Raw genomic sequence first — 26395 nt, forward strand, 5'->3', positions numbered from 1 at the left:
AAGCCCAGTAATGGGTGAAGGGAACTGGCACTAACCGGCCGAAAACTTACAACAACCAACAAACACCAAATGTTTGATGGGTTTCAGTAAGACGCACAACAAGCCTCGCAACCACAATTCATAAACACCCACACACTTGTGTACGGAGTGCGATACCGCACCCCACCACCAAAACACAAAGGTTTACACCCAGAAACGGGTGAATAAAGTTACGGCGGTCCATAGCGGCAGGGAAACGCCCGGTCCCATCCCGAACCCGGAAGCTAAGCCTGCCAGCGCCGATGATACTACCCTCTCGGGTGGAAAAGTAGGACACCGCCGAACACAAATTAAGAATCGCCCCCCACGTTTCACGTGGGGGGCGATTCGCTTTTAATCACCAATTCTCGATATCGAATTCAGTCGATATTCGAGCGATTACTCGCTGCGTCGGCGCTCACATAATTATGTCGGCCGTGGCTGCTGCCAGTATCCTTTGCGGGAAGGGCGGGTAGAAAGGCACACGTGGTCGGAGACAGACAAGGCGACGCAGAGCGGCGCCCGCGGCGTGCATCCAACGACCGCACATCGAGCAACAATTCGGGTCCTCGGCGGCACTACGACCAGCGGGGGCGGGATCAGCGCTCCGGCGCGCCCCGGACTTCCGGACCGGGTCGGGCGCGGGCGGCGCAGCCGACGGCTGATGGTGAACCCAGGACCGACGGCCCACGACTGCCCGCCGATGTCGAGGCCAAAGAACTGGCACCCGATGTCCGTCGGGAACTGGTCACCCTGGACAAGACGACCGCGGATTTCGTCGCCCGCCACCTCGTGATGGCCGGCAAGCTACTCGACGAGGATCCCGATACGGCCTTGGCTCACGCCCGTGCCGCCCGTAACCGGGCCGGCCGGATCGCGGTGGTGCGTGAGGCGGTCGGCATCGCGGCATATCACAGCGGAGACTGGGCCCAGGCGCTCGCCGAGTTGCGTGCGGCCCGGCGGATGGGCAGCAAATCTGCCCTGCTGGCGATGATCGCGGATTGCGAGCGCGGTGTCGGACGGCCCGAGCGGGCACTGGAACTCGCTCGCAGTGACGAGGCCGCCGCACTCACCGGCGAGGATGCCGACGAACTGCGCATCGTCACGGCCGGCGCCCGGTCCGACCTCGGGCAGTTCGAGCAGGCTTTGGCAATCCTGTCTTCTCCGCCGCTGGATCCGACCAATGTGGGACCGACTGCGGCCCGACTGTTTTACGTATACGCCGACACCCTGCTGTCGCTCGGTCGCAACGACGAGGCACTTCAGTGGTTCGTCCATGCCGAGCAGGCCGACATCGAAGGAATCACCGACGCGGAAGACCGGATCACGGAGCTGTCCTGACGTGACCACGCTTGCACGGCAACATGATTGCCTGCTGCTCGACCTCGATGGCACAGTGTTTCGCGGCCATTCGCCCACTGAGGGTGCGCTGGAGAGTTTGGCCGGTCTGGATGCGCGGCTGCTGTATGTCACCAACAATGCGTCACGAGCGCCTGAACAGGTCGCCGCGCATCTGCGGGAACTCGGCTTCGCCGCTGACTCCGATGATGTGGTCACCAGTGCTGAAAGCGCGGCGCACCTGCTGGCTGCCCGTTTGCCGGCGGGCTCGACGGTTCTCGTCGTCGGTACCGATGCCCTTGTCGATCAGGTCAGCAAGGTCGGCCTGCGGCCGGTTCGGACGTTCGACGAGGGCCCGGTCGCTGTGGTGCAGGGGCACTCGCCTACTACCGCATGGCCGGATCTGGCCGAGGCGGCATTGGCTATTCGGGCCGGCGCGTTGTGGGTGGCGGCGAACGTGGACCTGACGTTGCCGTCCGAACGAGGGCTGTTGCCGGGCAACGGCTCGATGGTGGCGGCACTGCGCGTGGCGACCGGTCAGGATCCGTTGGTGGCCGGGAAGCCCCAACCGACCCTGATGAACGACGCCTTGAGTCGTGGGACGTTCGCGGCGCCGCTGGTGGTGGGTGATCGGCTCGACACTGATATCGCCGGTGCCGTCGCGGCCGGGTTGCCGAGTCTCATGGTGCTCACCGGCGTCAGCACTGCGCATGAGGCGGTCCATGCCGTGCCCGCGGAGCGCCCGGGCTACCTGGCCGCCGATCTGCGGGGCCTGCACGCCGCCGCCGACGCACTGCGCATCGGGCCTGACGCGGCCTGGCGGATCGACGTCGACACCGACACGGTCACGGTGCACGCCGCCGATCAGGAACCTGCCGACGACCTGTCGGTGGTGCGGGCCACGGCTCACGCAGTGTGGGGCTCGGATCTGGACCCGGCTGCCGTCACAGTGGTCGCCGGCGACGACACAGCGCGCCAGGCGCTGCAACGTTGGTCGTTGCTGTCGGTGCCGGTCGATCAGCGCGCCATCGACTAGCGTGAGTATCGCTATGAGTACCGATCCCGACGAACTGCGTGCCCAGGTCGCTGCGGTGCTGGCCGGCGTGCCGGATCCCGCGGTGGATCCGTCCGCACTCGAGGCCATGGACATCGATGTGGTGGCGGCCCGGCTCGAGGAGGCTCACGATCTGCTCGTGCAGGCCCTCGAATCCGTCGACAGGGGGCAACCGGGCGGACCGCAGGCGACCGGAAGGTGAGCGTCGGTGGCGCGGCGCGCTCGCGTTGATGCCGAGCTGGTGCGGCGCGGTCTGGCCCGGTCCCGCCAGCAGGCGGCCGAGATGATCGAGGCCGGACGCGTCCGGATCGACGGTATGCCTGCGGCCAAACCGGCCACTGCGGTCGCCCCGGACACCAACATCACCGTGATCGCCACTGCGGAACGGAGCTGGGTCTCGCGCGGCGCACACAAGCTGATCGGTGCGCTCGACGCGTTCGACGTCGCCGTCGACGGCCGGCGTTGCCTCGATGCCGGGGCCTCGACCGGGGGCTTTACCGAGGTCCTGCTCGACCGCGGTGCCGCCGAGGTGGTGGCCGCCGATGTGGGCTACGGACAATTGGCCTGGCCGCTGCGGTCCGATGAGCGGGTGCACGTGCTGGAGCGCACGAATGTGCGGGAGTTGACTCCCGAGGCGATCGGCGGGCCGGTTCAGCTGGTCGTCGCCGACTTGTCGTTCATCTCGCTGGCCACTGTCCTCCCGGCGCTGACGGCCTGCGCGGGCGCCGACGCCGATATCGTTCCGATGGTGAAACCGCAGTTCGAGGTCGGTAAGGATCGGGTGGGCGCCGGCGGTGTGGTATCCGATCCAGAGCTGCGCATCGATGCCGTGTGCACGGTCGCCCGCAGGGCGGCGGCGTTGCAGTGGCATGCTGTCGATGTGACGGCTAGCCCGCTCCCGGGGCCATCGGGCAATGTCGAGTATTTCCTGCACCTGCGTGCCCAGACCGAGCGTCCGCTGGCCGGTGAGGCGCTCGAACATGCAGTTCGGCAGGCGGTCGAGGAGGGACCGCAATGACGTCTGAACGCACGATCCTGCTGGTGGTGCACACCGGCCGCGACGAGGCGACCGAAGTCGCCCGCCGGGTGGAAAAGGTGCTCGGCGACAACGGCATTGGTTTGAAGGTGCTCTCGGCGGAGGCCGTGGACCGCGGACCACTGCACCTCGCGCCCGATGACATGCGCGCGCTCGGGGTCGACATCGAGGTGGTCGACGCCGAGGAACGCGCAGCCGAAGGTTGCGAGCTGGTGTTGGTCCTCGGCGGCGACGGTACGTTCCTGCGCGCAGCCGAGCTCGCGCGCAATGTCGAGATCCCGGTGCTGGGAGTCAATCTCGGCCGGATCGGGTTCCTGGCCGAAGCTGAAGCGGAGGCCATCGACCACGTGCTCGAGCGCGTGATCGAGCGCGATTACCGCATCGAGGAACGCATGACGCTCGATATCGCGGTGCGGGTGGGCACCGATGTGGTGAACCGCGGGTGGGCGCTGAACGAGGCCAGCCTGGAGAAGGGGCCCCGGCTCGGGGTGCTCGGAGTGGTGTTGGAGGTGGACGGTCGCCCGGTTTCGTCGTTCGGCTGCGACGGAGTGCTGGTGGCGACCCCGACAGGATCCACCGCTTACGCATTCTCGGCAGGCGGGCCGGTGCTGTGGCCGGACCTGGAGGCGATTCTGGTGGTACCCAACAATGCTCACGCACTGTTCGCCCGTCCGATGGTGACGAGTCCGTTGGCCAGCATCGCGATCGAGATCGAGGCGAGCGGCAACGATGCGCTGGTGTTCTGTGACGGTCGCCGCGAAATGATCGTGCCTGCCGGTGGCCGCTTGGAGGTGACGCGCTGCGGCACTCCGCTGAAGTGGGTGCGGCTGGACTCGGCGCCGTTCACCGATCGCCTGGTGCGCAAGTTCCGGTTGCCGGTCACTGGATGGCGGGGGCAGTAGATACCTGTGCTGTCGGAGATTCGTATCGAGTCGTTGGGCGCGATCAGCGCCGCCACCGCGGAGTTCGACCGCGGGTTGACCGTGCTGACCGGGGAGACCGGTACCGGCAAGACGATGGTGGTGACGAGCCTGCACCTGCTCGGTGGGGCACGGGCTGACGCGACCAGGGTGCGTTCGGGATCTGACCGCGCGGTGGTGGAAGGCCGTTTCAGCACAATCGAACTCGGCGAGGATGTCTCCGGTCGGGTCGAGGAGATCCTGGACTCCTCGGGCGCTGAGCGTGATGACGACGGCAGCGTGATCGCGGCCCGGTCGGTCAGCCGGGCCGGGCCATCCCGGGCGTATCTGGGTGGGCGCAGTGTGCCGGCGAAATCCTTGAGCAGCTTCACCGCTCAGGTGCTGACGTTGCACGGTCAGAACGACCAGTTGCGGTTGATGCGGCCCGATGAGCAACGGGCGGCACTCGACCGGTTCGCGGAGGTGGACAAGCCTCTGACCCGCTATCGACGTATCCGCGACGAGTGGCTGGCGGCGCGTCGTGACCTCACCGACCGTCGGCGGCGGGCCCGGGAACTGGCCCAGGAAGCCGACCGGCTCAGCTTCGGTATCCACGAGATCGACGCGGTCGCACCCCAACCCGGCGAGGACGAGGCGATCATCGCCGACATCCGGCGATTGTCGGAACTCGATGCGCTGCGAGAAGCCGCGCACTCCGCTCGCTTCGCGTTGGCCGGTGAGCTCGACGAGCCCACGCCGGAGTCGACCTCGGCCGCCGACGGGGTGGGCCGCGCGCAGGCGGCGCTGGAGTCCACCGATGACTCGGCGTTGCAGGCACTGGCCGTCCGCTTGGCGGAGGCGATGGCAGTGATCGGCGACGTCTCCGGCGAGCTCGGTGACTATCTGTCCGAATTGCCCAGTGATGCCAGCACTTTGGAGACCAAACTGGCGCGGCAGGCAGAGCTGCGCACGCTCACCCGTAAGTACGCTGCCGATGTCGACGGGGTCCTGGAGTGGTCACGCGACGCCGTCGAGCGGTTGGCGCAGCTCGATGTGTCCGAGGAGAGCCTGGCTGCGCTGGACAGCAAGGTTGCCGAGCTCGAGGGTCAACTGGTCGCGGCGGCAGGCGAACTCACCAAAGCCCGTTCCAAGGCGGCCAAGGGGCTGGCCAAGGCGGTGACCGCGGAACTGGCCGGGCTGGCCATGGCCAACGCAGTGTTCACCATCGGGGTGGCGCCGATGCCGGCCCGGGCCGACGACTCTGCGCCGTTGACCATGCCCGACGGCGAGATGCTGCATGCCGGCCACGACGGCGTGGACGCGGTCGAGTTCGGGTTCACCGCACACCGTGGCGCAGATGTGCTGCCGCTGGCCAAGAGTGCCTCCGGCGGTGAGCTGTCCCGCGTGATGCTGGCTCTCGAGGTCGTCCTTTCGGCGTCGACGGCGGGCACCACGATGGTGTTCGACGAGGTCGACGCCGGGGTCGGTGGCCGTGCCGCAGTGCAGATCGGCCGCCGGCTGGCCCGGCTGGCGCGTACCCACCAGGTCATCGTGGTGACCCACCTGCCTCAGGTCGCGGCTTTCGCCGATGCACACCTCCTGGTTGACAGTGGTAACGGTCGGGCCAAGTCCAGCGGTGTGCGCCGCATCGACGACGATGACCGGGTCGCCGAATTGGCCCGGATGCTGGCCGGACTGGGGGAGTCCGACAGCGGGCGGGCCCATGCCAGGGAACTGCTCGAGGCTGCGCAGCAGGAGCGCAGCGCACCCTAGTCCTGATCGACGATCGGGCCAGGATTGGCCGGCGACAGCTCAGCCGAGCTCCACCGCAGGGGACTGACGTGTGTCAGCTCCACCACCTCGTCGATCGTGAAGTCGACCGCGCACTGTGCGCCGGCATCGGGATCGGCTTCATCCCAGTTGATTTCGGCGGTTCCGGTGAGCTGGAGCGTGGATCCGGAGAACCAGTCGATCACCAATATCCCGCACAGCGGGTTCGCGTCGATGTTGCCCAGTGTCATGAACATCGAGTTCCCGCGGTAGTCCGGCCAACGTAGACGGTGGGGCGAGAGCACCTGTAGGAATCCGGGATTGCCGCCGCGGTGTGACGCGTCGGCATTGCCCGCGGCATCCGCCGACCCGATGAAGAAGGCGTCGGCGTGGGTGATGACCGCTTGCTGTGAGGAGGTCAGTGCCCGCCCACGGTGCACGTCGGGCAGTCTCGTCGAGGACCGCACCTCGACGACGTCCCGGCGCGAAATGTACTTCGGGCAGTTCGAATACACCTGATCGGCGTGGATCCGCAGTCCCGTGCCGGTGGGCTCGGCGGAGCCGTTGACTCGCATCCGCCGCCGGGTCTGCGGTTCGATGGCGATCATCCCGATCTGCCGTCCGCCGCGCAGCACATCGCGGATCGGATCGCCCGGCGCGGGCAGCGCTTCGACCAGGACCGTGCGCGGATCGTCGGAGTGGACGAAGCCGGGCGGACCAGCGATCAAGCTGGTCCACACCCGGCCACCGTCGTCGGCCGCGGCGATCACGATCATCGGCTGTTCGGCGAGGAACGCAGCGGCGGTCGCAGGAACTTCGGTGCGGATCATGCGGCCGACGCGGGTGGCGATCGCCTCCTGTCCCATCCGGCGTTGCACCGCCAACTCACCCGAGTGATACATGTTCACCGTCTCGGCTCAGAAGAATCCGCAGGTGGGCGCCGCACCACTGGGTGCGGGAGCGCTCTGCGCCCCGTTGGGTGCGTACACCTCAAGCCGGGTTCCGTCGGGGTCGGTGAAGAAGATGCCGCCGGAAGACGTTCCCTCGCCGTGCGCGACGACGCCGTCGTGCGCGAACTCGGTGCCCAGCGCCTTCAGTGCCGCCTCGACGGTCCGCACTTCGTCGATGCTGGCTGCCTCGAACGAAAGATGGTGCAGGCCTGGTGTTTCCGTGGAGAACCGACCGTTGCTTTGCTGCCAGAGGGTCAGCCGCAGTGTCCCGCCGGTGCCGAGGAAGGCGTACCGGTGCTCGCCCTCGCTGTTGACGGCGAGCGGCTCGAAACCCAACGCGTGTCGGTAGAACGCGACGGAGCGGTCCAAGTCGGTGACGTTGATGCCGACGTGTCCGGCGGCGAGCTGTGGCGGGGTGGTTCCGGGCATGCAGTCCTCCTGGGTAACTAGTGAAAAGACTTACGTAGGTTAGGACTGGAGAAGCCCCGCCGTCAACCATCTAATTTTATTTCGATGGTTAGTTCGGCGGGTGACTCCTGCTGTCGTGGGCGCGTGGTTACCCTCAGGTATGCGTGATCCGCGCCCGCATGTCGGCGAACCCCTTGCGCTGGATCTGCTGAACACCCGATGGATGTCAGCGGATGGGCCGCAGGACCTCCTCGCGGACGTCGACGGGCTCCGTACCTGGTTGCTGGCCAATGGGCTGGACGACCGTTGCGAGGCTGACGAGAAGTCGCGGGTCGCCTTGATTGCGGCCCGGGAGGCGATCCTGCGGGCAGTGCAGGCGGGTTCCGTCGACGAGATCAATGACGTGCTGGAACGGGGCCGGATCCGCCGCACGCTCACGGCGTCGGGCCCCGCCGAGACGGCCGAGGTGCTGCAACCGGAGTGGCTGGCCGGCTGGCTGGCCGCGGCGGACCTGCTGCGGTTGCTGGGTGAGGCCCCCGACCGGATCAAGCAGTGTGCACACCCGCACTGCATTCTCTGGTTCCACGACAGCTCCAAGAACGGCGCACGACGATGGCACTCGATGGCCACGTGCGGGAACCGCGCGAAGGCGGCGCGGCACTATGCGGCGAAGCGGGATTGAGACCGGAGTGCTGTTACTGATGTGACAAAAGCCAACTTGTGGGGCTGGTGTTACGGCGCGCCTCCGCCCCCTGGCCGGCGAAGCCCGACAGAATCGGCGCATGAAGATGTCCACGCTGCTCACTCGCAATGCCAGTACGCGTCCGGGAGTGACCGGCACTGCCCGTGTGGACCGCGACATCGATCGGCTGCTGCGCCGCGTCGGCCCTGGCGACATCGTCGTCCTCGACGCTCAGGATCTGGACCGGATCACCGCCGATGCGCTTGTCGAGGCCCAGATCGCCGGTGTCGTCAACGCCTCGCCGTCCATCTCGGGGCGTTACCCCAACCTCGGGCCGGAGGTGCTCGTCGCCAACGGTGTGGTGCTGATCGACGAGGCGGGGTCGGACGTCTTCAAGAAGATCAAGGACGGGGCGCGGATCCGCCTGAACAACGGCGGCGTCTACTCGGGTGACCGACGGATCGCGGTGGGCACCGAGCGCAACGATCAAGAGATCCACGAGCTCATGCACGACGCCAAGAGCGGTCTCGTGGCGCATCTGGAAGCCTTCGCGGGCAACACCATCGAGTTCATCCGCAGTGAGAGTCCGCTGCTCATCGACGGCATCGGGATCCCGAACATCGACGTCGATCTGCACCGCCGCCACGTGGTGATCGTCGCCGAGGAGCCCGACGCGGCCGAAGACCTCAAGGCGCTCAAGCCCTTCATCAAGGAGTACCAGCCGGTGCTGGTCGGTGTCGGGGCCGGAGCGGACGTGCTGCGCAAGGCCGGCTACCGCCCGGCGCTGATCGTCGGCGACCCGGACAAGATGAGTGTCGAGGTGCTGCGCTGCGGCGCCCAGGTGGTGCTGCCCGCCGACGCCGACGGCCACGCCGCCGGGCTGGAACGCATCCAGGACCTCGGCGTCGGCGCGATGACCTTCCCCGCCGCCGGATCGGCGGCCGACCTCGCGCTGCTGCTGTGCGACCACCACGGTGCGTCGCTCATCGTCACCGCCGGTCACACCGCATCGATCGAGGAGTTCTTCGACCGCTCGCGCCAGCGCAGCAACCCGTCGACGTTCCTGACCCGGCTGAAGGTCGGGGAGAAGCTCGTCGACGCCAAGGCGGTGGCGACCCTCTACCGCAGCCGGGTGTCCGGCGGGGCTATCGCGCTTCTGGTGCTGGCGATGCTGGTGGCCGTGGTGGTCGCTCTGTGGGTGTCGCGCGCCGACGGGGCCGTGCTCGACTGGGTCGTCGACTACTGGAACCGCTTCACCCTCTGGGTGCAGGGTCTGGTCAGCTAGCGGGGCGGTGAGTTGTGATCACGCTACGCGCACACGCCATTTCGCTGGCGGCAGTTTTCCTGGCGTTGGCAATCGGCGTGGCCCTGGGTTCGGGGCTGCTGTCCAACACGGTGCTGTCGGGCCTTCGTGACGACAAGAAGGACCTGCAGCACCAGATCGAGGCTCTCAATGACGGCAAGAATGCGCTGAACGAAAAGCTCAATGCCGCAGGAGAATTCGATGCGCAGATGGCACCCCGAATCGTGCGTGACGCGTTGAAGGACAAGTCGGTGGTGGTGTTCCGTACGCCGGACGCCGCCGACGGTGATGTCGACGCGGTGTCGCGGTTCGTCCGCGACGCCGGCGGCACGGTCACCGGGAAAATCTCACTCACGAGCGAGTTCGTCGAAGCGAACTCGGCCGACAAACTGCTATCGGTGGTCAATTCACCGATCGTGCCGGCCGGCAAGCAGTTGAGCACCGCGGCGGTGGACCAGGGGTCCCAGGCCGGCGACCTGTTGGGCATCACACTGCTGATCGACCGGAACCCGGCCGCGGCGCCCGTCGATGACATGCAGCGCCAGACCGTGCTCACTGCGCTGCGCGACACCGGGTTCCTGACCTATGACGATCCACACATCGGCGCGGCCAATACCGCGCTGATCGTGACCGGAGGAGGGTTGGGGGAGGACGGCGGCAACCGCGGCGCAACCATGGCACGCTTCGCCGCCGGGTTGGCCCCGCACGGCACCGGAACGGTGCTCGCCGGCCGCTCAGGATCGGCATCTGGAACCGGTCCGGTGGCTGTGACCAGGTCCGACGCCGGCCTGGCTGCCACCGTCAGCACCGTGGACGACGCTGATTCCAGTGCCGGTCAGATCACGGCCGTCCTCGCATTGAGCGACCTCGCGGGCGGGGGGAAGCCGGGCCGGTACGGCACCGGGCAGGGCGCGACGTCGGTGACCGTCCCGCAGTAGGCGCGCCCCGGGCGCCGATTTGCCGAGGCGCATCCGGCGCGTCAGCGACGGCTTGTCGGCGTCGGTGTTAAGGTGAGATTCCGTGGGTCGGCAGGCCACAGCAGTTTCTCGATTCCCTGCCAGTCGTCACGGAGGATGCTTTTGCCCGCCTTACGCAAGCACCCGCACACCGCCACCAAACACCTCTTCGTCACCGGTGGTGTGGCGTCATCGCTCGGTAAGGGGTTGACCGCATCGAGCCTCGGTCAGCTGCTGACCGCGCGAGGGTTGCAGGTCACCATGCAGAAGCTCGACCCCTATCTGAACGTCGATCCGGGCACCATGAACCCGTTCCAACACGGTGAGGTGTTCGTCACCGAGGACGGCGCCGAGACCGACCTCGACGTCGGCCATTACGAGCGGTTCCTGGATCGCAACCTTTCCCAGTCGGCCAACGTGACCACCGGTCAGGTGTACTCCACGGTGATCGCCAAGGAACGGCGCGGCGAGTACCTGGGCGACACCGTCCAGGTGATTCCCCACATCACCGACGAGATCAAGAGCCGGATCCTGGCCATGGCCGAGCCCGATTCGTCCGGACAGCGCCCCGACGTGGTGATCACCGAAATCGGCGGCACGGTGGGCGATATCGAGTCGTTGCCGTTCCTGGAGGCCGCCCGCCAGGTGCGCCATGAGGTCGGCAGGGACAACTGCTTCTTCCTCCACGTGTCGCTGGTGCCCTATCTCGCCCCGTCCGGCGAGCTCAAGACCAAGCCGACGCAGCACTCCGTGGCCGCGTTGCGCAGCATCGGTATCACCCCCGATGCCCTGATCCTGCGGTGTGACCGCGACGTCCCCGAACCGCTCAAGAACAAGATCGCGCTCATGTGCGACGTCGACATCGACGGGGTGATCTCCACTCCGGACGCGCCGTCCATCTACGACATCCCCAAGGTGCTGCACCGCGAGGAACTCGACGCGTACGTGGTGCGCCGGCTCAACCTGCCGTTCCGCGATGTGGACTGGTCGGAGTGGGACGACCTGCTGCGGCGGGTGCACGAGCCGCAGGAGACGGTTCGGATCGCCTTGGTGGGCAAGTACATCGACCTGTCCGATGCTTACCTGTCGGTGGCCGAGGCGCTGCGCGCCGGCGGCTTCAAACACCGCGCCAAGGTGGAGATCCGGTGGGTGGCCTCCGATGACTGCGAGACCGACCTCGGCGCGGCGTCCGCGCTGTCCGATGTCGACGGGGTGCTCATCCCGGGCGGTTTCGGCATCCGCGGCATCGAGGGCAAGCTCGGGGCCATCGGGTTCGCCCGCAAGCGCGGCCTGCCGGTGCTGGGACTGTGTCTGGGGCTGCAGTGCATCGTGATCGAGGCGGCGCGGTCGGTCGGTATCACCGGTGCCAACTCCGCCGAGTTCGATCCGAAGACGGCGGACCCGGTGATCTCTACGATGGCCGATCAGGAGGACGCCGTCGCCGGCGAGGCAGACCTGGGCGGCACCATGCGGCTCGGTGCCTATCCCGCCGTTTTGGAAGCGGGATCAATTGTGGCGCAGGCTTATCAGGCCACTGAGGTATCAGAACGGCATCGGCACCGCTACGAGGTCAACAACGCCTACCGGGACCGCATCGCCGAGAGCGGGCTGCGGTTCAGCGGCACCTCGCCCGACGGGCACCTGGTGGAGTTCGTGGAATACGACTCGAAGATCCATCCGTTCCTGGTCGGGACGCAGGCCCACCCCGAGCTCAAGAGCCGGCCGACCCGGCCACACCCGCTGTTCGCGGCATTCATCGGCGCGGCGCTGGATTACAAGGCGGCGGAGCGGTTGCCCGGCATGGACCTTCCCGAACATTTCGCCGAGGACGTCGAGGACGGCGCGAGTCCGGTGGACGAAGCCGCTTCTCTTGGCTGAACACGACTTCGAGACGCTGGCCAGCGAAACCGTCTACGTCGGAAACATTTTCGCGCTGCGCGCGGACGAGGTCAGCATGCCCGGCGGCGGGTCGGCCCGGCGTGAGGTCGTCGAGCACTACGGTGCGGTCGCGGTCGTGGCCCTGGACGAGGACGGCAACGTGGTACTGGTGTACCAGTACCGTCACCCGCTGGGACGTCGGCTCTGGGAACTACCCGCGGGCCTCCTCGACCTCGGTGGGGAGCCTCCCGAGGTGACCGCCGCGCGCGAACTCGAAGAAGAGGTCGGGCTGGCCGCCGCGCACTGGCGGGTGCTGGTGGATCTCGATTCGACGCCGGGGTTCTCCGACGAGAGTGTGCGGATCTATCTGGCCACCGGATTGACCGACGTCGCGCGTCCCGAGGCCGAACACGAGGAAGCCGACATGGTGGTGGAGCGGGTGCCTCTGGCAGAAGCCGTGCGGTGGGTGTTCTCCGGCGACATCGTGAACGGCATCGCGGTGGCAGGCATCCTGGCCGCACACGCGATGCCCGACGCGGAGGCGTTACGGCCGGTCGACGCGGTGTGGACCGACCGGCCGACAGCGTTCAGGCGGCGCAAAGGTCTGTTATGACCACACCGTCGCCCCTCCGATCGGCCCTCGACGACCAGCTGCAGGGCTACCTCGATCACCTGACGATCGAGCGGGGCGTGGCGGCCAACACCTTGAGCTCCTACCGGCGCGACCTGCGTCGCTATGCCGAACACCTGACCCAGCGGGGAATCGCGGATCTTGCGGACGTGGCCGAGGCCGACGTCAGCGACTTCCTGATCGCGCTGCGTCGGGGAGATCCGGAGTCGGGAGTGACCGCGCTGTCGGCGGTTTCGGCTGCGCGGGCAGTGGTCGCGGTTCGCGGACTGCACCGGTTCGCCACGGCCGAAGGCATCACCGCACTCGATGTCGCCCGCGGGGTCAAACCGCCCACGCCGAGTCGTCGGCTGCCCAAGAGCCTCGGCCTCGACGAGGTACTCGCGCTGCTCGAGGCTGCCGGCGGCGAGAGCGAGGCCGACGGACCGCTGACGCTGCGAAACCGGGCGCTGCTGGAACTGCTGTACTCCACCGGCGCCCGCATCTCCGAGGCCGTCGGACTCGACATCGACGACATCGACACGCACGCGCGTTCGGTGCTGTTGCGCGGCAAGGGTGGTAAGCAGCGGCTCGTGCCCATCGGACGCCCGGCTGTCACCGCGCTCGACGCGTACCTGGTGCGGGGGCGTCCGGACCTGGCCCGTCGGGGCCGGGGCACCCCCGGAATCTTCCTCAACGCACGAGGCGGCCGGCTGTCCCGTCAGAGTGCCTGGCAGGTCTTGCAGGATGCCGCGGCGCGCGCCGGCATCGCGTCGGCGGTCTCACCGCACACCCTGCGGCACTCGTTCGCGACGCACTTGCTCGACGGCGGCGCCGACGTACGCGTGGTCCAGGAACTGCTGGGCCACGCCTCGGTGACCACCACGCAGATCTACACGATGGTGACGGTGCATACGCTGCGCGAGGTCTGGGCGGGAGCGCACCCGCGGGCACGCTAGCGGTGAACCGTTCGCCGCCCTCCGATGGAATTGCCGATCAGGGTTACGCGGTGAGTCCGGTGAGCGCAAGGCCGATGTCCCAGAGTCGCGTGGCATTGTCAGGATCGAGAGCATACGGGGCGACACCACCGCTGAAATCGTTCGGGCGCTGCGTAACGATCGGTGATTCGTTGCAGTCCTCGAAGTAGCGACCTCCGATTCCGTCCAGCAGCGGTGACGCCGCCAGTAACACGGATGTCGCAGCTCCCTGCTCGATGGTCTTGCGGCGATCCACCGGCGTTTGCAAACCGCCGGTGTGTTTCTGAAGACCGGTGGCGATCGCGCCAGGATTGAGCGCATTGCCGACGATCAACTCGTGCTGCCAGCGCTGGGTCAACGCCACGGTGAGGAGCACGTCGGCTGTCTTGGACTGTCCGTACGCCGTCCACGGGTCATAGGGTCGGAAGCGGTAATCGAGATCGTCGAACACCACCGGCGACAACAGGTGTCCGCTGGAACTGACCGAGACCACCCGGGCACCACCGGCGGCTTTGAGTGCGGGGTAGAGCCCGATGGTGAGGGCGAAGTGGCCGAGGTAGTTGGTGGCGAACTGCATTTCCCGGCCCTCCTTGGTGCGCGCCAATTCGGGTAGCGCCATGATGCCGGCGTTGTTGACCAACATGTGCACCGGCTCGCCGCTGAATCGGGCCGCGAAGTCTCGCACGCACTCGAGGTCGGCGACATCGAGCAGTGCCGGTGTGACAGCGTCGTTTCCAGTGGAAGCGGTGATCTCGGCCGCTGCCCGGCGGCCGGCGTCGAGCCGGCGAACACCCAACACGACGGCCGCGCCTGCGGAGGCCAGTGCGCGTGCGGTCTCCAGCCCGATGCCGGAACCGGCACCGGTGACCACGGCGCGTCGCCCACGGAGGTCGACATCGGAGAGGATGTCGTCAGCGGTGGAGGTGAACCCGAATGGGGTTGACAGGAGTGTCACTGAATCACCTTGTCGTACAACGATTAAGACGCGGACTGCATTGCGGATACCACGTCTTCGGTCCAGACCACCCCGTGGGCGAGGAAGGCGTAGTTGACCAGAGCGGCCTGATACCCGTCACCCCACTCGGGGTGACGCGGACCTGCGATGGCATCGCGGACGACGTACACTTCGAAGCCCTGCTCGAGGAGATCACGCAGGTGCGATTCCACGCACATGTTCGCGAGCATCCCGCCGAGTAGGACTCTGTTGATCCGCCGTTTGCGCAATTGCAGAACAAGGTCGTTGGTTTGTGACCCGAATACCTTGTGCGGGCTGACCACCACTGTGTCCGGGTGGTTGATGTACGGCTTGAACTCCTCGAGCCAGTCCGCTCCCGAGCCCGAGAAGCCGTCCAGATTCAACGGACCCGGCCGGTCGAAGGTGCCGGTGCGAAGTTCGTCGGCCTCCAGTGCGCCGTTGAACTTCCAGTGGTGGTCAGTGGGATAGAAGTAATGCGGCGAGATGAACATCCCGAACGAGGCGGCCTGCGCGGCCTTGAAGATCGCGAGCATGTGCGCAACGGTGTCGTTCTCCGTGACGCTGGCGCCGGTCGCCGCCCAGTTGATCCCGGTGGGGCTCAGGACGTCGTTCTGCGGATCGATGAACACCACGGCGGTATCGCTCGGGTTCCAATGCATCAGAGGTGCCTCGCTTCTTGGCGACGTGCGGGTGGGGGACCTGGTCTGGTCGATGATTCTGTCATCGGCCGGCTACACGTTGGGCTGCACGACCACTTTTCCTGTGGCGGATCCCTTCTCGACGGCGGCGTGGGCATCGTTGACCTTGTCGAGGGTGAAAGTCGTCGAGTTCATCCGGGGGATCAGCCGGCCACTGTCGGCCAGTGCGGCGGCTTGGGACACGATGTGGCCGTGGTGTTCCCGGCCGCGACCGGTCAGCAGCGGCATCAAGGTGAATACGCCCGAGTAGGTGGCCCCGCGAAAGGACAGCGGTGCCAAGCTGTGTGTGCCCCATCCCAGGGCGCTGACGACGTGGCCGGTGTAGCGCTTGACTGCAGCGAACGAGGCGTCGAGGGTGTCTCCGCCGACGTTGTCGACGATGATGTCGAAGCCCTCGCCGCCGGTGTACTCATCGACGTAATCGTCGACGGTGCGCGTCGTGTAGTCGATGGGTGTCGCACCAACCTTGCGGATCGCCTCCTGGCTCGATGCACCTCCGGTGGCGAAGACCTGCGCGCCGCGGGACAGGGCGATTTGCACCGCGAGGAACCCGACCCCGCCCGCGCCACCATGGATGAGCACCTGCTGGCCGGCCGCAACGCCGGCGCGATCGACCAAACCTTCCCAGGAGGTGATGAAGCCCAACGGTAGGGCCGCGGCCTGGTTCATGGACAGCGCCTTGGGTTTGTGAGCGATCAGCCGGGTGTCGACCGCAGCCAGTTCGGCCAGCGAGCCGGCCACGCCACCGACCCCGCCGGTCATGCCGAAAACTTCGTCCCCGACACGGAATTGGTCGACCTGTGCCCCAACCGCCTCCACCACCCCGGCCATGTCGATGCCGAGAATTGCCGGCGGTGTCATCTTTGCGTGAGCGGCCTCGCCTCGGCGGATCTTGATGTCGAGCGGGTTCACACCGCTTGCCATGATGCGAACCAGAACTTCGCGGGGGCCGGGAATCGGAAGGGGGACCTCGCGGATCTGTAGCGGTGTGCCGTAAGCGGTCAGGACTGCAGCGCGCATGTGGTCTCCTCGGAATCAGCTGTCATCTTGGCCCCGGCGGTGGACGCGCCGCGGTTGATTCGGTCGATCAGCCGGTGCAGCCGCACCGCGTCACCGAATGACGGGGCACCGGTGGTGCCTTCGGCGAGATCGCGAGCGAAGGCGGTGTAGAGCGCCGCCACATTGCGGGCGGGGCCATGCAGTCCGGTGTCCGATACGTCGTCCGGCACGATCATCGTTTCGATGTGGGCGTCTGACCCGCGCCCGCCGGCGAGCACGAGCTCCGTCGCCTGCACGTTGCCATTGGGGGCAGGGCTGGTGACCAGCAGATCGCCGTCGGTTCCGTTGATCTCCCACCGGAGGTCGCCCGCCCGAGACAGACCGCCTCGATAAAAGAGGGAGGCCACAGCTCCGTTGTCCAGCGCGCCGGTCACCGCGACCTGGTCAGGCGTGGTGGATCGGATGGGCGGGCCGCCCAGCACGGTGATCTCCCGGTGGCCGATACCCAGAGTTGCGGTGACCGAGTCGACGTCGCCGAGAACGAAGGTCAGCGCGTCGAGGGCGTGACCGCCCGATACCGACAGTGGTGTGGCACCGTTGCGGCGGTCGTAGGCATAGACGTGCGCCGGATCGGTCGTCGGACCCCAGGCCTGGCCTGAGCCAACGAGGTTCGTCGCCAGCACCCTGCCGACGTAGCCCTGCCGAACCAGCTTGCGGAGATGCGCGATCACCGGGTCGAACCGAGCCTGCAGGCCGACCACGGTCGCAACGCCGGCGGCATCCGCCTTCGCCGAGAGGCCCTCGGCCTGTGCGAGATCGACGCCCAGCGGCCACTCGCTGAAGACCATCTTCCCGGCGGCGAGTGCCTGCGCCACGAGGTCGTGATGGTCGGGTACTTTCACGGCGACGACGACGAGATCGACACCGGGGTGGGCGATCAGCTGCCGCGGATCGTGAGAGGCATCGACATCCCATTCCGCAGCGGCGCTCCGAGCCGATTCGAGGCGGCTGGTCGCGACGGCGCGAAGCTCGTACTGCGGCAAGGCCCGCAACGCCGGAACATGTGTTGCCGCAGCCCATCCGTTGCCCGGGCTGGCGCCGATGATGCCGACTCCGATGGGTTTCATCTGGGGGTACTCCTAGTTCTCGTCGAAGGTGAGGACGAGGCGGCCACGGACGCCGCCCTGTTCGAGGGCCCGGTGGGCTTCGGCGGCATCGGCTGCGGGAAAGGTCTGTGCCACCCGCAGGGTCACCTTGCCCTGTTCGGCCAGCACTCGCAGGCTGTCGAGCTTGTCGGTCGCGTGGGTGTAGTCGGGCACCCACACGTCGCGGACCGTGATGCCTCGTTCGGGATGGAGCGCCGAGGTGCCGCGCTCACCGGGACGACGGACGATGGCGATCTGACCGCCGTCGCGCAGCGCCGGCAGTACCTCGTCGCCCTGCAATGCGGCGTCGACAACCGCGTCGACACCGTCAGGGTGCAGTCGCCGGATTCGTTCTCCCACATCATTTCCGCGGGGAACGACCTCGTCGGCGCCGAGATCGGACACGAGTTGCTCGTCGGAGGGCCCGGCGTCGGCCAGCACCCGGAGGCCGTCGTTCCTGGCCAGCTGAACGACGTAACCGCCGACGGCGCCGGCCGCCCCGGTGACGGCAAGTGTCTGACCAGGCGACAGGTTCAACACGTCGAGCGCCCGGCGGGCGGTGAGGCCGTTCATCGGCAGCGTGGCGGCCTCGGCGTGACTGCTGCCGGCCGGTGCAGCGGTGACCTGGTCCGCATCGACGACGACGTACTCGGCGTAAGCACCCCCGGAGTCGTCGATCGGCATCATGATCGCCATGACCCGATCGCCGACGGCGAGGTCGGTCGCGGTGTCGGGGCCGATCTCGTCGACCAGCCCGGCGACCTCCATTCCCGGGCGGTACGGCGGCGACAACGTGCTCGCGCGTAACGCATCGTCGATGTCGCCGACGCGCAGCAGCACGTCGGCGGGATTGACCGTGGCCGCGCGAACCCGGATGCGGAGCTGGCCGCGGCCGGGGTCGGGCTCGTCGACATCCACCTGCTGAAGAACTTCCGGGCCGCCGTACTCGGTGACCACCACTGCTTTCACGACGACTCCTAAGATGTGGGGATTGCTCCCCATTTAATCGGACGTAAGATCAAACGGGGAGTGATCCCCAGATATTCCGTCGGTCATATCAGGAGGCGGCCGTGCGCGCTGACGCCCAACGAAATCGTGCATCCGTGCTGGCCGCCGCGGAGGCGGCGTACGCCGAACACGGCGTGGACGTGTCACTGAACGAGATCGCCCGGCGCGCCGGCACCGGCAACGCGACGTTGTATCGGCACTTTCCGACTCGAGAGGCGTTGCTCGCCGAGGTCTATACCGGACACCTCGAGCGCTACTGTGCCCTTGCCGAGGATGCCGCCCGGGCGGACGATCCGGGGATCGCGTTGCGGGACTGCGTCATCGCCACCTGTGCGTTACAGGCGAGCAACCGAGGACTGGCGGATCTGCTGGCATCGCTGAGGCCGTTGTCGGTCCACGTCGAAGAACTGCGCGCCCGCCACTACCGCGCCGTCGCCGCGCTGTTCGAACGCGCGGTGCGCAGTGGCGGGGTCCGCCCCGACGCGTCCCCGGCCGACCTGGCGGTGCTGTTGATCGCCAACGCCGGCTTGGTCCACCGGACCGCCGAGGACGCTCCGCGGTCCAGTGCCCGTCTGGTCGCGCTGTGGCTGACCGGTCTTCTTTCCCCCGGGATCCTCGTCGAGGTGCCGCCCGCCCCGACCGATCCGCAGGTCCGCCGGGCCCTGCACGATTGAGCGCAGCGGGACCGCGTCGTGCCGGCGTCACGCCTGCGCGTGGTTGCGCCCCCGCTCCAATGTCGCGGTCCACCAGATCAATTCCTCCACCAGCGCATCGAGCTTTGGTTCGAGTGCGGTGAAGAGTGCGGCATCGTAGGTGGGCGCCGTCATCGCGGGCACCATCACGTCGGGCAGGATGTGCACCGCGGGGCGAATGGGCGCCATGCCGAATTCAATTGCGACGGAGCGCAGTTGCTCTACGGCGCGGGCTCCGCCGACATTGCCCCAGGCAACGAATGCGATCGGCTTGCGGTCCCATTCCGCGAACAGGTGGTCGACTGCGTTCTTGAACACGCCGGTATACCCGTGGTTGTACTCACTGGTGAGCACGATGTATGCGTCGGCTTGGTCGATCCGATGCCCGAATTGGGCGATCGCCGGTGTCGCGTACTGGCGAGGGGTGTACATCGGCGACTGTCCGCCGAAGCTGGGCAGGTCGTGGTCGCGCATGTCGATCACATCCACGTCCAGTCCCGCGCGCCGAAGACGCGCGGTGACCCACCTCGCCGGTCGATCGGCGAAACGTTCCTGTCGGGTGCTGGTGATGATCAGGGCGATCTTGGTCATGGTGTCTCCGAATTCTGCGCTGCGACGTGGTGTGACAGCGTGGTAAACGGGGATGCCTCCCCAGATATTCCGGAGACCGGTGTATCGGTCCGGCGTGGTCGGTGTCAGGGGGCCTGCGACCGCACGGGTCGACGTCGTCGACGGCGCGGGTACGTCAGCCGCCCAGGTACTCCGACTCCAGCACCAGATCGGGCAGCAGGGTCTGGTACTCCGCGTGCGTCTTGTGATGTTTCGTGTCCCAGCGGGAACCTTGCTGCTCCTGCATGTAGGCCAGGTACTTCGGGGCGCCGGGCAGCTTCACGTTGTCGGCCACCGCGATCGAACCCCGGTGCAGCCAACCACGCTCCAGCAGGCTCTGCAGATCGGTCAGGTAGGCGTTCTTGTCGTGATCGAGGAACACGAAATCCAGTCCGCCCGCGTCGAACCCGGCGGCCGCGAGGGCGTCCAGGGTGCGGCCACCGTCGCCGATGGTCCCGACCACACAGGTGATCCGGTCGGCCACCCCCGCATGTGCCCAGATCCGTCGCGCGATGTCCGCGTTGGTGGGGGAGAACTCCACCGAGAACACCCGGGCGGCCGGCGCGGCGCGCGCGATCCGCATCGCCCCGTAGCCGCAGTAGGTGCCCAGCTCGAGTGCCAGACGCGGGTCGGCCCGCACGACTGCGGCGTCGAGCAGCGCACCCTTCTCGTCGCCGACGTTGATCAGGAACGACTTCTCGTAGGCGAACTTGTCGATGGTGGCGATGACGTCGTCGAGGTCGCCGGCGCGGGCGTTGGCCACCACATAATCCGCGGCCGCGGCCTCGCGTCCGTCGCCCCACTGTCCGGTTTTCGAGAAGTGCCTGGCGCCGATTCCCATCCGGATGAACGACCACCGCAACAGCGGCAGTCGCTGTTTGAGACTCATGACGCACACCATATGCGCCTGTTTGCCCGCGGGTCTGCCCGTTCTGGCTGCGTGACGACGTTAAACTTGCCGGGATATGTGCGCCGAGACTGCGGGACACCTGACCAGTAGTGGTGGGGTATGACCGACGACAGCGCACACGAAGGGCTCTTCGAGCACAGCTCACCGGAGCTCGGTCTGACCGGGCGGCCACCGCGTGACATTCCCGAACCTCGGCCGCGTTCGACGCATGGTCCGGCCAAGGTGATCGCGATGTGCAATCAGAAGGGCGGGGTCGGCAAGACCACCTCGACCATCAACCTGGGTGCCAGCCTGGCCGAGTACGGCCGCCGGGTGCTGCTGGTGGACCTGGACCCGCAGGGCGCATTGTCGGCGGGCCTCGGGGTGCCGCACTACGAACTTGCGAACACGGTGCACAACCTGCTGGTCGAACCTCGGGTGTCGATCGACGACGTGGTGATCAAGACCCGGGTCAGCGGCATGGACCTGGTCCCAAGCAATATCGACTTGTCGGCCGCCGAGATCCAGCTGGTCAACGAGGTGGGCCGCGAGCAGTCGCTGGCCCGGGCCCTGTATCCGGTGCTGGACCGCTACGACTACGTGCTGATCGACTGCCAGCCGTCGCTGGGCCTGCTCACGGTCAACGGACTGGCGTGCGCCGACGGTGTGATCATCCCCACCGAATGTGAGTACTTCTCGCTGCGCGGGTTGGCGCTGCTGACCGACACCGTGGACAAGGTGCACGACCGGCTCAACCCGAAGCTGTCCATCAGCGGCATCCTGGTGACCCGGTACGACCCGCGCACGGTCAACGCCCGTGAGGTCATGGCCCGCGTGGTGGAGCGGTTCGGCGACCTGGTGTTCGACACCGTTATCACCCGGACCGTGCGCTTCCCGGAGACCAGCGTGGCGGGCGAGCCGATCACCACCTGGGCGCCCAAGTCGGGCGGTGCCGTCGCCTACCGCTCGCTGGCCCGCGAAGTCATCGACCGGTTCGGCGCGTGAACGATGTCCTGAACACCCCGGCCACTCCGACGCCCGATCGCGCCGAACCAGCTGCCGCCGTCGGGGATGAGTCGACGACCGGTGATCAGCAGAACCGTTTCCAGGTTCGGCTCACCAACTTCGAGGGACCGTTCGACCTCCTGTTGCAGCTGATCTTCGCGCACCGCCTCGATGTCACCGAGGTGGCATTGCACCAGGTCACCGACGATTTCATCGCCTACACCAAAGAGATCGGCGCCCGGCTCGAACTCGACGAGACCACGACGTTCCTGGTGATCGCGGCGACGCTGCTGGATTTGAAGGCGGCCCGGTTGCTGCCGTCGGGCGAGGTGCACGACGAGGAGGATCTCGCCCTGCTGGAGGTCCGCGACCTGTTGTTCGCGCGGCTGCTGCAGTACCGGGCGTTCAAGCACGTCGCGTTGATGTTCGCCGAACTGGAGGCCGCAGCGCTGCGCAGCTACCCGCGCGTGGTGTCGCTGGAGGATCGCTTCTCGGACCTGCTGCCCGAGGTGATGCTCGGCGTCGACGCCGGCAAATTCGCCGAGATCGCGGCCGCCGCCTTCACCCCGCGGCCGGTGCCCACCGTGGGCATCGACCACATCCACGCGCCCAAGGTGTCGGTGCCCGAGCAGGCACACCGGATCATCGCCCTGCTTGAGCAGCGCGGGATCGGCGAATGGGCAACTTTCTCCGAACTCGTGGCAGAGTGCACCGACGGACTCCAGATCGTCGGCCGCTTCCTGGCGCTGCTCGAACTGTTCCGAGCCAAGGCGGTAGCATTCGAGCAACCAGAACCGCTTGGAGTGCTCCAGGTTTCGTGGACCGGAGATCGGCCGACCAGCGAACATCTGGCAACCGCGGATGCGGAAGAATAGCGAGAACAATGACTGACGAGATCTCCGATTCCGGAGAGCGGTCCGACGATGCCCCGGGTGAAGCGATCCCGGTCGGAGATGACCTGGGCATCGACGTGGCGACGGTTCCCGAGCTCGAAGACGGTGAACTGGGTGCTGTCCTGGAAGCGTTGTTGCTGGTGGTGGACACGCCGGTGACGGTGGATGCGTTGGCCTCGGCGACCGAACAGCCCGCCTACCGGGTGATGGCCAAGCTGCGTCTGATGGCCGAGGAGCTTGCTGCCCGTGACAGCGGCATCGACCTGCGAGAGGCAGCCGGTGGCTGGCGGATGTACACCCGGGCGCGCTACGCCCCGTATGTCGAGCGGCTCCTGCTCGACGGCGCGCGGTCCAAGCTGACCCGTGCCGCCCTCGAGACCCTGGCCGTGGTGGCCTACCGGCAGCCGGTGACCCGCGCGCGGGTGAGCGCGGTGCGCGGCGTGAACGTGGACGCGGTGATGAGGACTCTGGTGGCGCGCGGTCTGATCACCGAGGCGGGCACCGATCCGGATTCGGGTGCGGCCGCGTTCGCCACCACCGAGTTGTTCCTGGAACGGCTCGGCCTGACATCCCTATCCGATCTGCCCGACATCGCGCCGCTGCTGCCCGATGTCGACGTGATCGACGATCTGAGCGAATCTCTCGGTGACGAGCCGCGTTTCGCCAAACTCAACGGCGGCGCGCCTGGCGGCAACCAGCCGATGGCCTTCGATGTGGACAAGGACTGACATGGCTGAAGAAGGCGTACGGCTGCAGAAAGTGTTGTCCCAGGCGGGAATTGCCTCCCGGCGGGTGGCCGAGCGGATGATCACCGACGGCCGCGTCGAGGTCGACGGACGGCTGGTGACCGAGCTCGGTACCCGGGTCGACCCGGATACGGCCGAGATCCGGGTGGACGGCTCCCGGGTGGTCATCGATGACACGCTGGTCTACCTCGCGATCAACAAGCCGATCGGCATGCTGTCCACGATGTCCGACGAGCGGGGCCGCCCGTGCGTGGGAGATCTGGTGGAGCACCGGGTTCGGGGCAACAAGAAGCTGTTCCACGTCGGCCGGCTCGACGCCGACACCGAGGGGCTGCTGCTGCTGACCAACGACGGGGAGCTCGCCCACCGGCTGATGCACCCGTCGTATGAGATTCCCAAGACCTATGTGGCGACGGTGATCGGCACGGTGCCGCGCGGCCTCGGCAAGAAGCTGCGCGCCGGTGTCGAACTGGATGACGGTCCGGCGCATGTAGATGACTTCGCGGTGGTGGACACGGTTCCGGGCAAGACCTTGGTGAGGGTCACCCTGCACGAGGGCCGTAACCGCATCGTGCGGCGCATGTTGGCCGCGGTGGATTTCCCGGTGCAGGAGTTGGTCCGCACCGACATCGGTTCGGTGGCGCTGGGGGACCAGCGGCCGGGCAGTATCAGGGCGCTCAGCCGCAAGGAAATCGGCGAGCTTTATCAGGCGGTGGGAATGTGAGCGGGTCTCTGGTGGTGGCGGTCGATGGGCCCGCCGGAACCGGGAAGTCTTCGGTTTCAAGAGGTTTGGCGCAAGCCCTTGGCGCGAGCTATCTGGACACCGGCGCGATGTACCGCATCGTCACGTTGGCGGTGTTGCGCGCCGGGGCCGATCTGGACGATGCCGAGGCCATCGACGCGGTGGCCTCGGGCGCGGTGATCGGGGTGGGTTCGGATCCCGGTGAGGATCGCGCGTTCCTGGCCGGTGAAGACGTCTCGGACGAGATCCGTGGGGACGAGGTGACCCGCGCGGTGTCGGCGGTGTCGGCGGTGCCCGGAGTGCGTGCCCGGCTCGTCGATCTGCAGCGCGAGCTGGCTGCTGCGGGTGGACGCGTGGTGGTCGAGGGGCGCGACATCGGCACGGTGGTGCTGCCCAAGGCCGACGTCAAGATCTTTCTCACCGCCTCCGCCGAGGAGCGCGCCCGGCGCCGCAACGCCCAGAACATCGCGAGCGGTCTGCCCGACGACTATGCGACAGTGCTCGCCGACGTGCAGCGGCGCGATCACCTGGATTCCACGCGGGCCGTGTCCCCGTTGCGGGCAGCCGAGGATGCACTGGTGGTCGACACCAGTGACATGGACCAAACACAGGTCGTGACACACCTTCTCGACCTGGTGACCCAGCATGCGGGGGTGCGCCGATGAGCGACTCTGATGGTGACGGCACCTGGTCGGACGAGAGCGACTGGGAATTCAGCGACGAGGTTGCCGAGGTTCTCGAGGAGGCCGCCGCGCCGCCTCCGGTGGTGGCCGTCGTCGGCCGGCCCAATGTCGGGAAATCGACTCTCGTGAACCGGATCTTGGGGCGGCGCGAAGCCGTCGTTCAGGACATTCCCGGGGTCACCCGCGACCGGGTGTCCTATGACGCGAACTGGCTCAACCGCCGTTTCATGGTGCAGGACACCGGGGGCTGGGAACCCGACGCCAAGGGTCTGCAGCAGCTGGTCGCCGATCAGGCACTGGTGGCGATGCGCACCGCTGACGCGATCATCCTCGTCGTCGATGCCGTCGTCGGGGCCACGTCGGCCGACGAGGCCGCGGCCCGGATGCTGCGCAAGTCGGGCAAGCCGGTTTTCCTGGCGGCCAACAAGGTTGACACGCAGCGCGGTGAGTCCGACGCCGCGGCGCTGTGGTCGCTGGGCATCGGTGAGCCGCACCCGATCAGCGCCATGCACGGACGCGGCGTGGCCGATCTGCTCGACACGGTGATGGAGAAGCTGCCCGAGGTCTCCGAGGTGGGCGGCAGCGGTGCGGGCGGCCCACGCCGCGTGGCGCTGGTGGGCAAGCCGAACGTCGGCAAGAGCTCACTGCTGAACCGCCTGGCCGGTGACGAGCGTTCGGTGGTTCACGACGTCGCAGGCACGACCGTCGACCCCGTCGACTCACTGATCGAATTGGGCGGCAAGACTTGGCGATTCGTCGACACCGCGGGTCTGCGCCGTAAGGTCGGACAGGCCAGCGGACACGAGTTCTACGCCTCGGTGCGCACCCACGGCGCGATCGATGCGGCCGAAGTCGCGATCATGCTGATCGATGCCTCTCAGCCGCTGACCGAGCAGGATCTGCGGGTGCTGTCGATGGTGATCGAGGCCGGGCGTGCCCTGGTCATCGCGTTCAACAAGTGGGACCTGGTCGACGAGGACCGGCGGTACCTGTTGGACAAAGAGATCGATCGGGAACTGGTGCAGGTCCAGTGGGCGCCGCGGGTCAACATCTCGGCCATGACCGGCCGGGCGGTGCAGAAGTTGGTGCCGGCCCTGGAGACGTCACTCGCGTCCTGGGACAAGCGGATCTCGACGGGGCAGCTCAACAATTTCCTCAAGGAGATCGTGGCCGCGACACCGCCGCCGGTGCGTGGCGGCAAGCAGCCCAAGATCCTGTTCGCCACTCAGGCGGCGACCCGGCCCCCGACGTTCGTGTTGTTCACGTCCGGGTTCCTGGAGGCCGGTTACCGCCGGTTCCTGGAGCGCCGCCTGCGTGAGCAGTTCGGTTTCGAGGGCAGCCCGGTGAAGATCAACGTCCGGGTCCGCGAGAAGCGTGGAGCGCCCAAGAAGAAGCGCTGAACCGGGCCGATAGGCTGGCCCGAGTGTCCGTCAC

General features: G+C 67.3%; 28 protein-coding genes and 1 rRNA gene. 20 read left to right on the forward strand and 9 right to left on the reverse strand.

The window, feature by feature from the left end; all coding sequences use genetic code 11:
* Positions 1 to 210: 210 nt before the first annotated feature.
* The 7 genes from rrf (at position 211) to recN (ending at position 6118) form a co-directional block, all read left to right on the forward strand.
* Positions 211 to 324, forward strand: a 5S ribosomal RNA gene (gene rrf, locus AC4ELH_RS27800).
* A gap of 180 nt (positions 325 to 504) precedes the next feature.
* On the forward strand, positions 505 to 1359 hold the full coding sequence (locus tag AC4ELH_RS27805) for a tetratricopeptide repeat protein (RefSeq protein WP_448446981.1): 855 nt from the start codon (positions 505 to 507) through the stop codon (positions 1357 to 1359).
* Between the two features lies 1 nt (position 1360).
* Positions 1361 to 2392, forward strand: coding sequence for an HAD-IIA family hydrolase (locus tag AC4ELH_RS27810; protein WP_498887942.1), 1032 nt, complete (start codon positions 1361 to 1363; stop codon positions 2390 to 2392).
* Between the two features lie 13 nt (positions 2393 to 2405).
* Positions 2406 to 2612 carry a hypothetical protein gene (locus AC4ELH_RS27815; RefSeq protein ID WP_055114689.1) on the forward strand — a complete coding sequence of 69 codons (207 nt, stop codon included), beginning with the start codon at positions 2406 to 2408 and terminating at the stop codon, positions 2610 to 2612.
* Positions 2613 to 2618: 6 nt separating this feature from the next.
* Positions 2619 to 3428 (forward strand): TlyA family RNA methyltransferase, encoded by an 810-nt coding sequence (locus AC4ELH_RS27820; RefSeq protein WP_498887944.1) that lies wholly within the window; start codon positions 2619 to 2621, stop codon positions 3426 to 3428.
* A complete protein-coding gene (locus AC4ELH_RS27825; protein ID WP_064885091.1) occupies positions 3425 to 4348 on the forward strand; it encodes an NAD kinase in 924 nt (307 codons plus the stop codon). The genes AC4ELH_RS27820 and AC4ELH_RS27825 overlap by 4 nt, the downstream gene beginning before the upstream one ends.
* A 6-nt stretch (positions 4349 to 4354) precedes the next feature.
* Positions 4355 to 6118, forward strand: coding sequence for a DNA repair protein RecN (gene recN, locus AC4ELH_RS27830; RefSeq protein ID WP_448446986.1), 1764 nt, complete (start codon positions 4355 to 4357; stop codon positions 6116 to 6118).
* Here the strand turns inward: recN and AC4ELH_RS27835 are convergent.
* Both AC4ELH_RS27835 and AC4ELH_RS27840 read right to left on the reverse strand, forming a co-directional pair.
* Complete coding sequence (locus tag AC4ELH_RS27835; RefSeq protein WP_448447246.1) at positions 6115 to 7017, reverse strand: pyridoxamine 5'-phosphate oxidase family protein; 903 nt, start codon at positions 7015 to 7017, stop codon at positions 6115 to 6117. The two genes, recN and AC4ELH_RS27835, sit on opposite strands and share 4 nt — an antisense overlap.
* 15 nt (positions 7018 to 7032) lie before the next feature.
* The gene (locus AC4ELH_RS27840) at positions 7033 to 7494 is read right to left on the reverse strand and encodes a VOC family protein (RefSeq protein WP_448446988.1); all 462 of its coding nucleotides are present in this window, start codon (positions 7492 to 7494) and stop codon (positions 7033 to 7035) included.
* Between the two features lie 139 nt (positions 7495 to 7633).
* Between AC4ELH_RS27840 and AC4ELH_RS27845 the strand changes: the two genes are divergently transcribed.
* The 6 genes from AC4ELH_RS27845 (at position 7634) to xerD (ending at position 13858) form a co-directional block, all read left to right on the forward strand.
* Positions 7634 to 8155 carry a CGNR zinc finger domain-containing protein gene (locus AC4ELH_RS27845; RefSeq protein ID WP_064957692.1) on the forward strand — a complete coding sequence of 174 codons (522 nt, stop codon included), beginning with the start codon at positions 7634 to 7636 and terminating at the stop codon, positions 8153 to 8155.
* A 100-nt stretch (positions 8156 to 8255) separates the two neighbouring features.
* On the forward strand, positions 8256 to 9440 hold the full coding sequence (gene steA / locus AC4ELH_RS27850; RefSeq protein ID WP_064957693.1) for a putative cytokinetic ring protein SteA: 1185 nt from the start codon (positions 8256 to 8258) through the stop codon (positions 9438 to 9440).
* 14 nt (positions 9441 to 9454) lie between these two features.
* A complete protein-coding gene (locus tag AC4ELH_RS27855; protein ID WP_064885082.1) occupies positions 9455 to 10396 on the forward strand; it encodes a copper transporter in 942 nt (313 codons plus the stop codon).
* A gap of 135 nt (positions 10397 to 10531) precedes the next feature.
* Entirely contained in the window at positions 10532 to 12292 is a 1761-nt protein-coding gene (gene pyrG, locus AC4ELH_RS27860; RefSeq protein WP_498887948.1) for a CTP synthase, read from the forward strand.
* Positions 12285 to 12905, forward strand: coding sequence for an NUDIX domain-containing protein (locus tag AC4ELH_RS27865; RefSeq protein ID WP_448446992.1), 621 nt, complete (start codon positions 12285 to 12287; stop codon positions 12903 to 12905). Before pyrG ends, AC4ELH_RS27865 begins: the two co-directional genes overlap by 8 nt.
* A complete protein-coding gene (xerD, locus tag AC4ELH_RS27870) occupies positions 12902 to 13858 on the forward strand; it encodes a site-specific tyrosine recombinase XerD (RefSeq protein WP_064885078.1) in 957 nt (318 codons plus the stop codon). Before AC4ELH_RS27865 ends, xerD begins: the two co-directional genes overlap by 4 nt.
* 43 nt (positions 13859 to 13901) lie before the next feature.
* Here xerD and AC4ELH_RS27875 read toward each other — a convergent pair whose 3' ends face one another.
* From AC4ELH_RS27875 to AC4ELH_RS27895, 5 genes are all read right to left on the reverse strand, one after another.
* On the reverse strand, positions 13902 to 14831 hold the full coding sequence (locus AC4ELH_RS27875) for an SDR family NAD(P)-dependent oxidoreductase (RefSeq protein WP_064885076.1): 930 nt from the start codon (positions 14829 to 14831) through the stop codon (positions 13902 to 13904).
* A 23-nt stretch (positions 14832 to 14854) separates the two neighbouring features.
* Complete coding sequence (locus AC4ELH_RS27880; protein ID WP_061265764.1) at positions 14855 to 15511, reverse strand: cysteine hydrolase family protein; 657 nt, start codon at positions 15509 to 15511, stop codon at positions 14855 to 14857.
* A 72-nt stretch (positions 15512 to 15583) separates the two neighbouring features.
* Positions 15584 to 16570 carry a zinc-dependent alcohol dehydrogenase family protein gene (locus AC4ELH_RS27885; RefSeq protein ID WP_498887952.1) on the reverse strand — a complete coding sequence of 329 codons (987 nt, stop codon included), beginning with the start codon at positions 16568 to 16570 and terminating at the stop codon, positions 15584 to 15586.
* Positions 16552 to 17676 carry a Gfo/Idh/MocA family protein gene (locus AC4ELH_RS27890; protein ID WP_498887954.1) on the reverse strand — a complete coding sequence of 375 codons (1125 nt, stop codon included), beginning with the start codon at positions 17674 to 17676 and terminating at the stop codon, positions 16552 to 16554. The genes AC4ELH_RS27885 and AC4ELH_RS27890 overlap by 19 nt, the downstream gene beginning before the upstream one ends.
* A gap of 12 nt (positions 17677 to 17688) precedes the next feature.
* Positions 17689 to 18663 carry an NADP-dependent oxidoreductase gene (locus AC4ELH_RS27895; protein ID WP_064885072.1) on the reverse strand — a complete coding sequence of 325 codons (975 nt, stop codon included), beginning with the start codon at positions 18661 to 18663 and terminating at the stop codon, positions 17689 to 17691.
* Positions 18664 to 18764: 101 nt separating this feature from the next.
* Here AC4ELH_RS27895 and AC4ELH_RS27900 point away from each other — a divergent pair, with 101 nt between their 5' ends.
* Positions 18765 to 19376, forward strand: a complete 612-nt coding sequence (locus AC4ELH_RS27900; RefSeq protein ID WP_141142392.1) for a TetR/AcrR family transcriptional regulator — start codon at positions 18765 to 18767, stop codon at positions 19374 to 19376.
* A gap of 27 nt (positions 19377 to 19403) precedes the next feature.
* On the opposite strand, the gene AC4ELH_RS27905 is transcribed toward AC4ELH_RS27900, so the two are convergent.
* Both AC4ELH_RS27905 and AC4ELH_RS27910 read right to left on the reverse strand, forming a co-directional pair.
* Positions 19404 to 19985: an NADPH-dependent FMN reductase gene (locus AC4ELH_RS27905; RefSeq protein WP_064885069.1), complete on the reverse strand. Its 582-nt coding sequence runs from the start codon at positions 19983 to 19985 to the stop codon at positions 19404 to 19406.
* Positions 19986 to 20139: 154 nt separating this feature from the next.
* Complete coding sequence (locus AC4ELH_RS27910) at positions 20140 to 20892, reverse strand: O-methyltransferase (protein WP_498887957.1); 753 nt, start codon at positions 20890 to 20892, stop codon at positions 20140 to 20142.
* Positions 20893 to 21012: 120 nt separating this feature from the next.
* Here AC4ELH_RS27910 and AC4ELH_RS27915 point away from each other — a divergent pair, with 120 nt between their 5' ends.
* The 6 genes from AC4ELH_RS27915 to der are packed head-to-tail and all read left to right on the forward strand — an operon-like array spanning position 21013 to position 26361.
* The gene (locus AC4ELH_RS27915) at positions 21013 to 21897 is read left to right on the forward strand and encodes a ParA family protein (RefSeq protein WP_055114654.1); all 885 of its coding nucleotides are present in this window, start codon (positions 21013 to 21015) and stop codon (positions 21895 to 21897) included.
* The gene (locus AC4ELH_RS27920) at positions 21894 to 22772 is read left to right on the forward strand and encodes a segregation/condensation protein A (protein WP_110777542.1); all 879 of its coding nucleotides are present in this window, start codon (positions 21894 to 21896) and stop codon (positions 22770 to 22772) included. Before AC4ELH_RS27915 ends, AC4ELH_RS27920 begins: the two co-directional genes overlap by 4 nt.
* Before the next feature lie 8 nt (positions 22773 to 22780).
* Positions 22781 to 23518: an SMC-Scp complex subunit ScpB gene (gene scpB, locus AC4ELH_RS27925; protein WP_254358656.1), complete on the forward strand. Its 738-nt coding sequence runs from the start codon at positions 22781 to 22783 to the stop codon at positions 23516 to 23518.
* Complete coding sequence (locus AC4ELH_RS27930; protein ID WP_498887960.1) at positions 23502 to 24260, forward strand: pseudouridine synthase; 759 nt, start codon at positions 23502 to 23504, stop codon at positions 24258 to 24260. The genes scpB and AC4ELH_RS27930 overlap by 17 nt, the downstream gene beginning before the upstream one ends.
* Entirely contained in the window at positions 24257 to 24943 is a 687-nt protein-coding gene (cmk, locus tag AC4ELH_RS27935) for a (d)CMP kinase (RefSeq protein ID WP_064957706.1), read from the forward strand. The genes AC4ELH_RS27930 and cmk overlap by 4 nt, the downstream gene beginning before the upstream one ends.
* Positions 24940 to 26361 carry a ribosome biogenesis GTPase Der gene (gene der, locus AC4ELH_RS27940; protein WP_064957707.1) on the forward strand — a complete coding sequence of 474 codons (1422 nt, stop codon included), beginning with the start codon at positions 24940 to 24942 and terminating at the stop codon, positions 26359 to 26361. Before cmk ends, der begins: the two co-directional genes overlap by 4 nt.
* The last annotated feature ends 34 nt before the right edge of the window (positions 26362 to 26395 follow it).

The organism is Mycobacterium shunyiense (genome assembly GCF_058270075.1).

Excerpts from the sequence above, each read along its gene's own strand:
- AC4ELH_RS27840 (WP_448446988.1), bottom strand. The coding sequence starts at position 7,494 with ATGCCCGGAACCACCCCGCCACAGCTCGCCGCCGGACACGTCGGCATC.
- pyrG (WP_498887948.1), top strand. The coding sequence starts at position 10,532 with ATGCTTTTGCCCGCCTTACGCAAGCACCCGCACACCGCCACCAAACAC.
- der (WP_064957707.1), top strand. The coding sequence starts at position 24,940 with ATGAGCGACTCTGATGGTGACGGCACCTGGTCGGACGAGAGCGACTGG.
- scpB (WP_254358656.1), top strand. The coding sequence starts at position 22,781 with ATGACTGACGAGATCTCCGATTCCGGAGAGCGGTCCGACGATGCCCCG.
- steA (WP_064957693.1), top strand. The coding sequence starts at position 8,256 with ATGAAGATGTCCACGCTGCTCACTCGCAATGCCAGTACGCGTCCGGGA.
- AC4ELH_RS27905 (WP_064885069.1), bottom strand. The coding sequence starts at position 19,985 with ATGACCAAGATCGCCCTGATCATCACCAGCACCCGACAGGAACGTTTC.
- xerD (WP_064885078.1), top strand. The coding sequence starts at position 12,902 with ATGACCACACCGTCGCCCCTCCGATCGGCCCTCGACGACCAGCTGCAG.
- AC4ELH_RS27845 (WP_064957692.1), top strand. The coding sequence starts at position 7,634 with ATGCGTGATCCGCGCCCGCATGTCGGCGAACCCCTTGCGCTGGATCTG.
- AC4ELH_RS27910 (WP_498887957.1), bottom strand. The coding sequence starts at position 20,892 with ATGAGTCTCAAACAGCGACTGCCGCTGTTGCGGTGGTCGTTCATCCGG.
- AC4ELH_RS27825 (WP_064885091.1), top strand. The coding sequence starts at position 3,425 with ATGACGTCTGAACGCACGATCCTGCTGGTGGTGCACACCGGCCGCGAC.
- AC4ELH_RS27930 (WP_498887960.1), top strand. The coding sequence starts at position 23,502 with ATGTGGACAAGGACTGACATGGCTGAAGAAGGCGTACGGCTGCAGAAA.
- AC4ELH_RS27815 (WP_055114689.1), top strand. The coding sequence starts at position 2,406 with ATGAGTACCGATCCCGACGAACTGCGTGCCCAGGTCGCTGCGGTGCTG.
- AC4ELH_RS27890 (WP_498887954.1), bottom strand. The coding sequence starts at position 17,676 with ATGAAACCCATCGGAGTCGGCATCATCGGCGCCAGCCCGGGCAACGGA.
- AC4ELH_RS27915 (WP_055114654.1), top strand. The coding sequence starts at position 21,013 with ATGACCGACGACAGCGCACACGAAGGGCTCTTCGAGCACAGCTCACCG.
- AC4ELH_RS27835 (WP_448447246.1), bottom strand. The coding sequence starts at position 7,017 with ATGTATCACTCGGGTGAGTTGGCGGTGCAACGCCGGATGGGACAGGAG.
- AC4ELH_RS27880 (WP_061265764.1), bottom strand. The coding sequence starts at position 15,511 with ATGCATTGGAACCCGAGCGATACCGCCGTGGTGTTCATCGATCCGCAG.
- AC4ELH_RS27885 (WP_498887952.1), bottom strand. The coding sequence starts at position 16,570 with ATGCGCGCTGCAGTCCTGACCGCTTACGGCACACCGCTACAGATCCGC.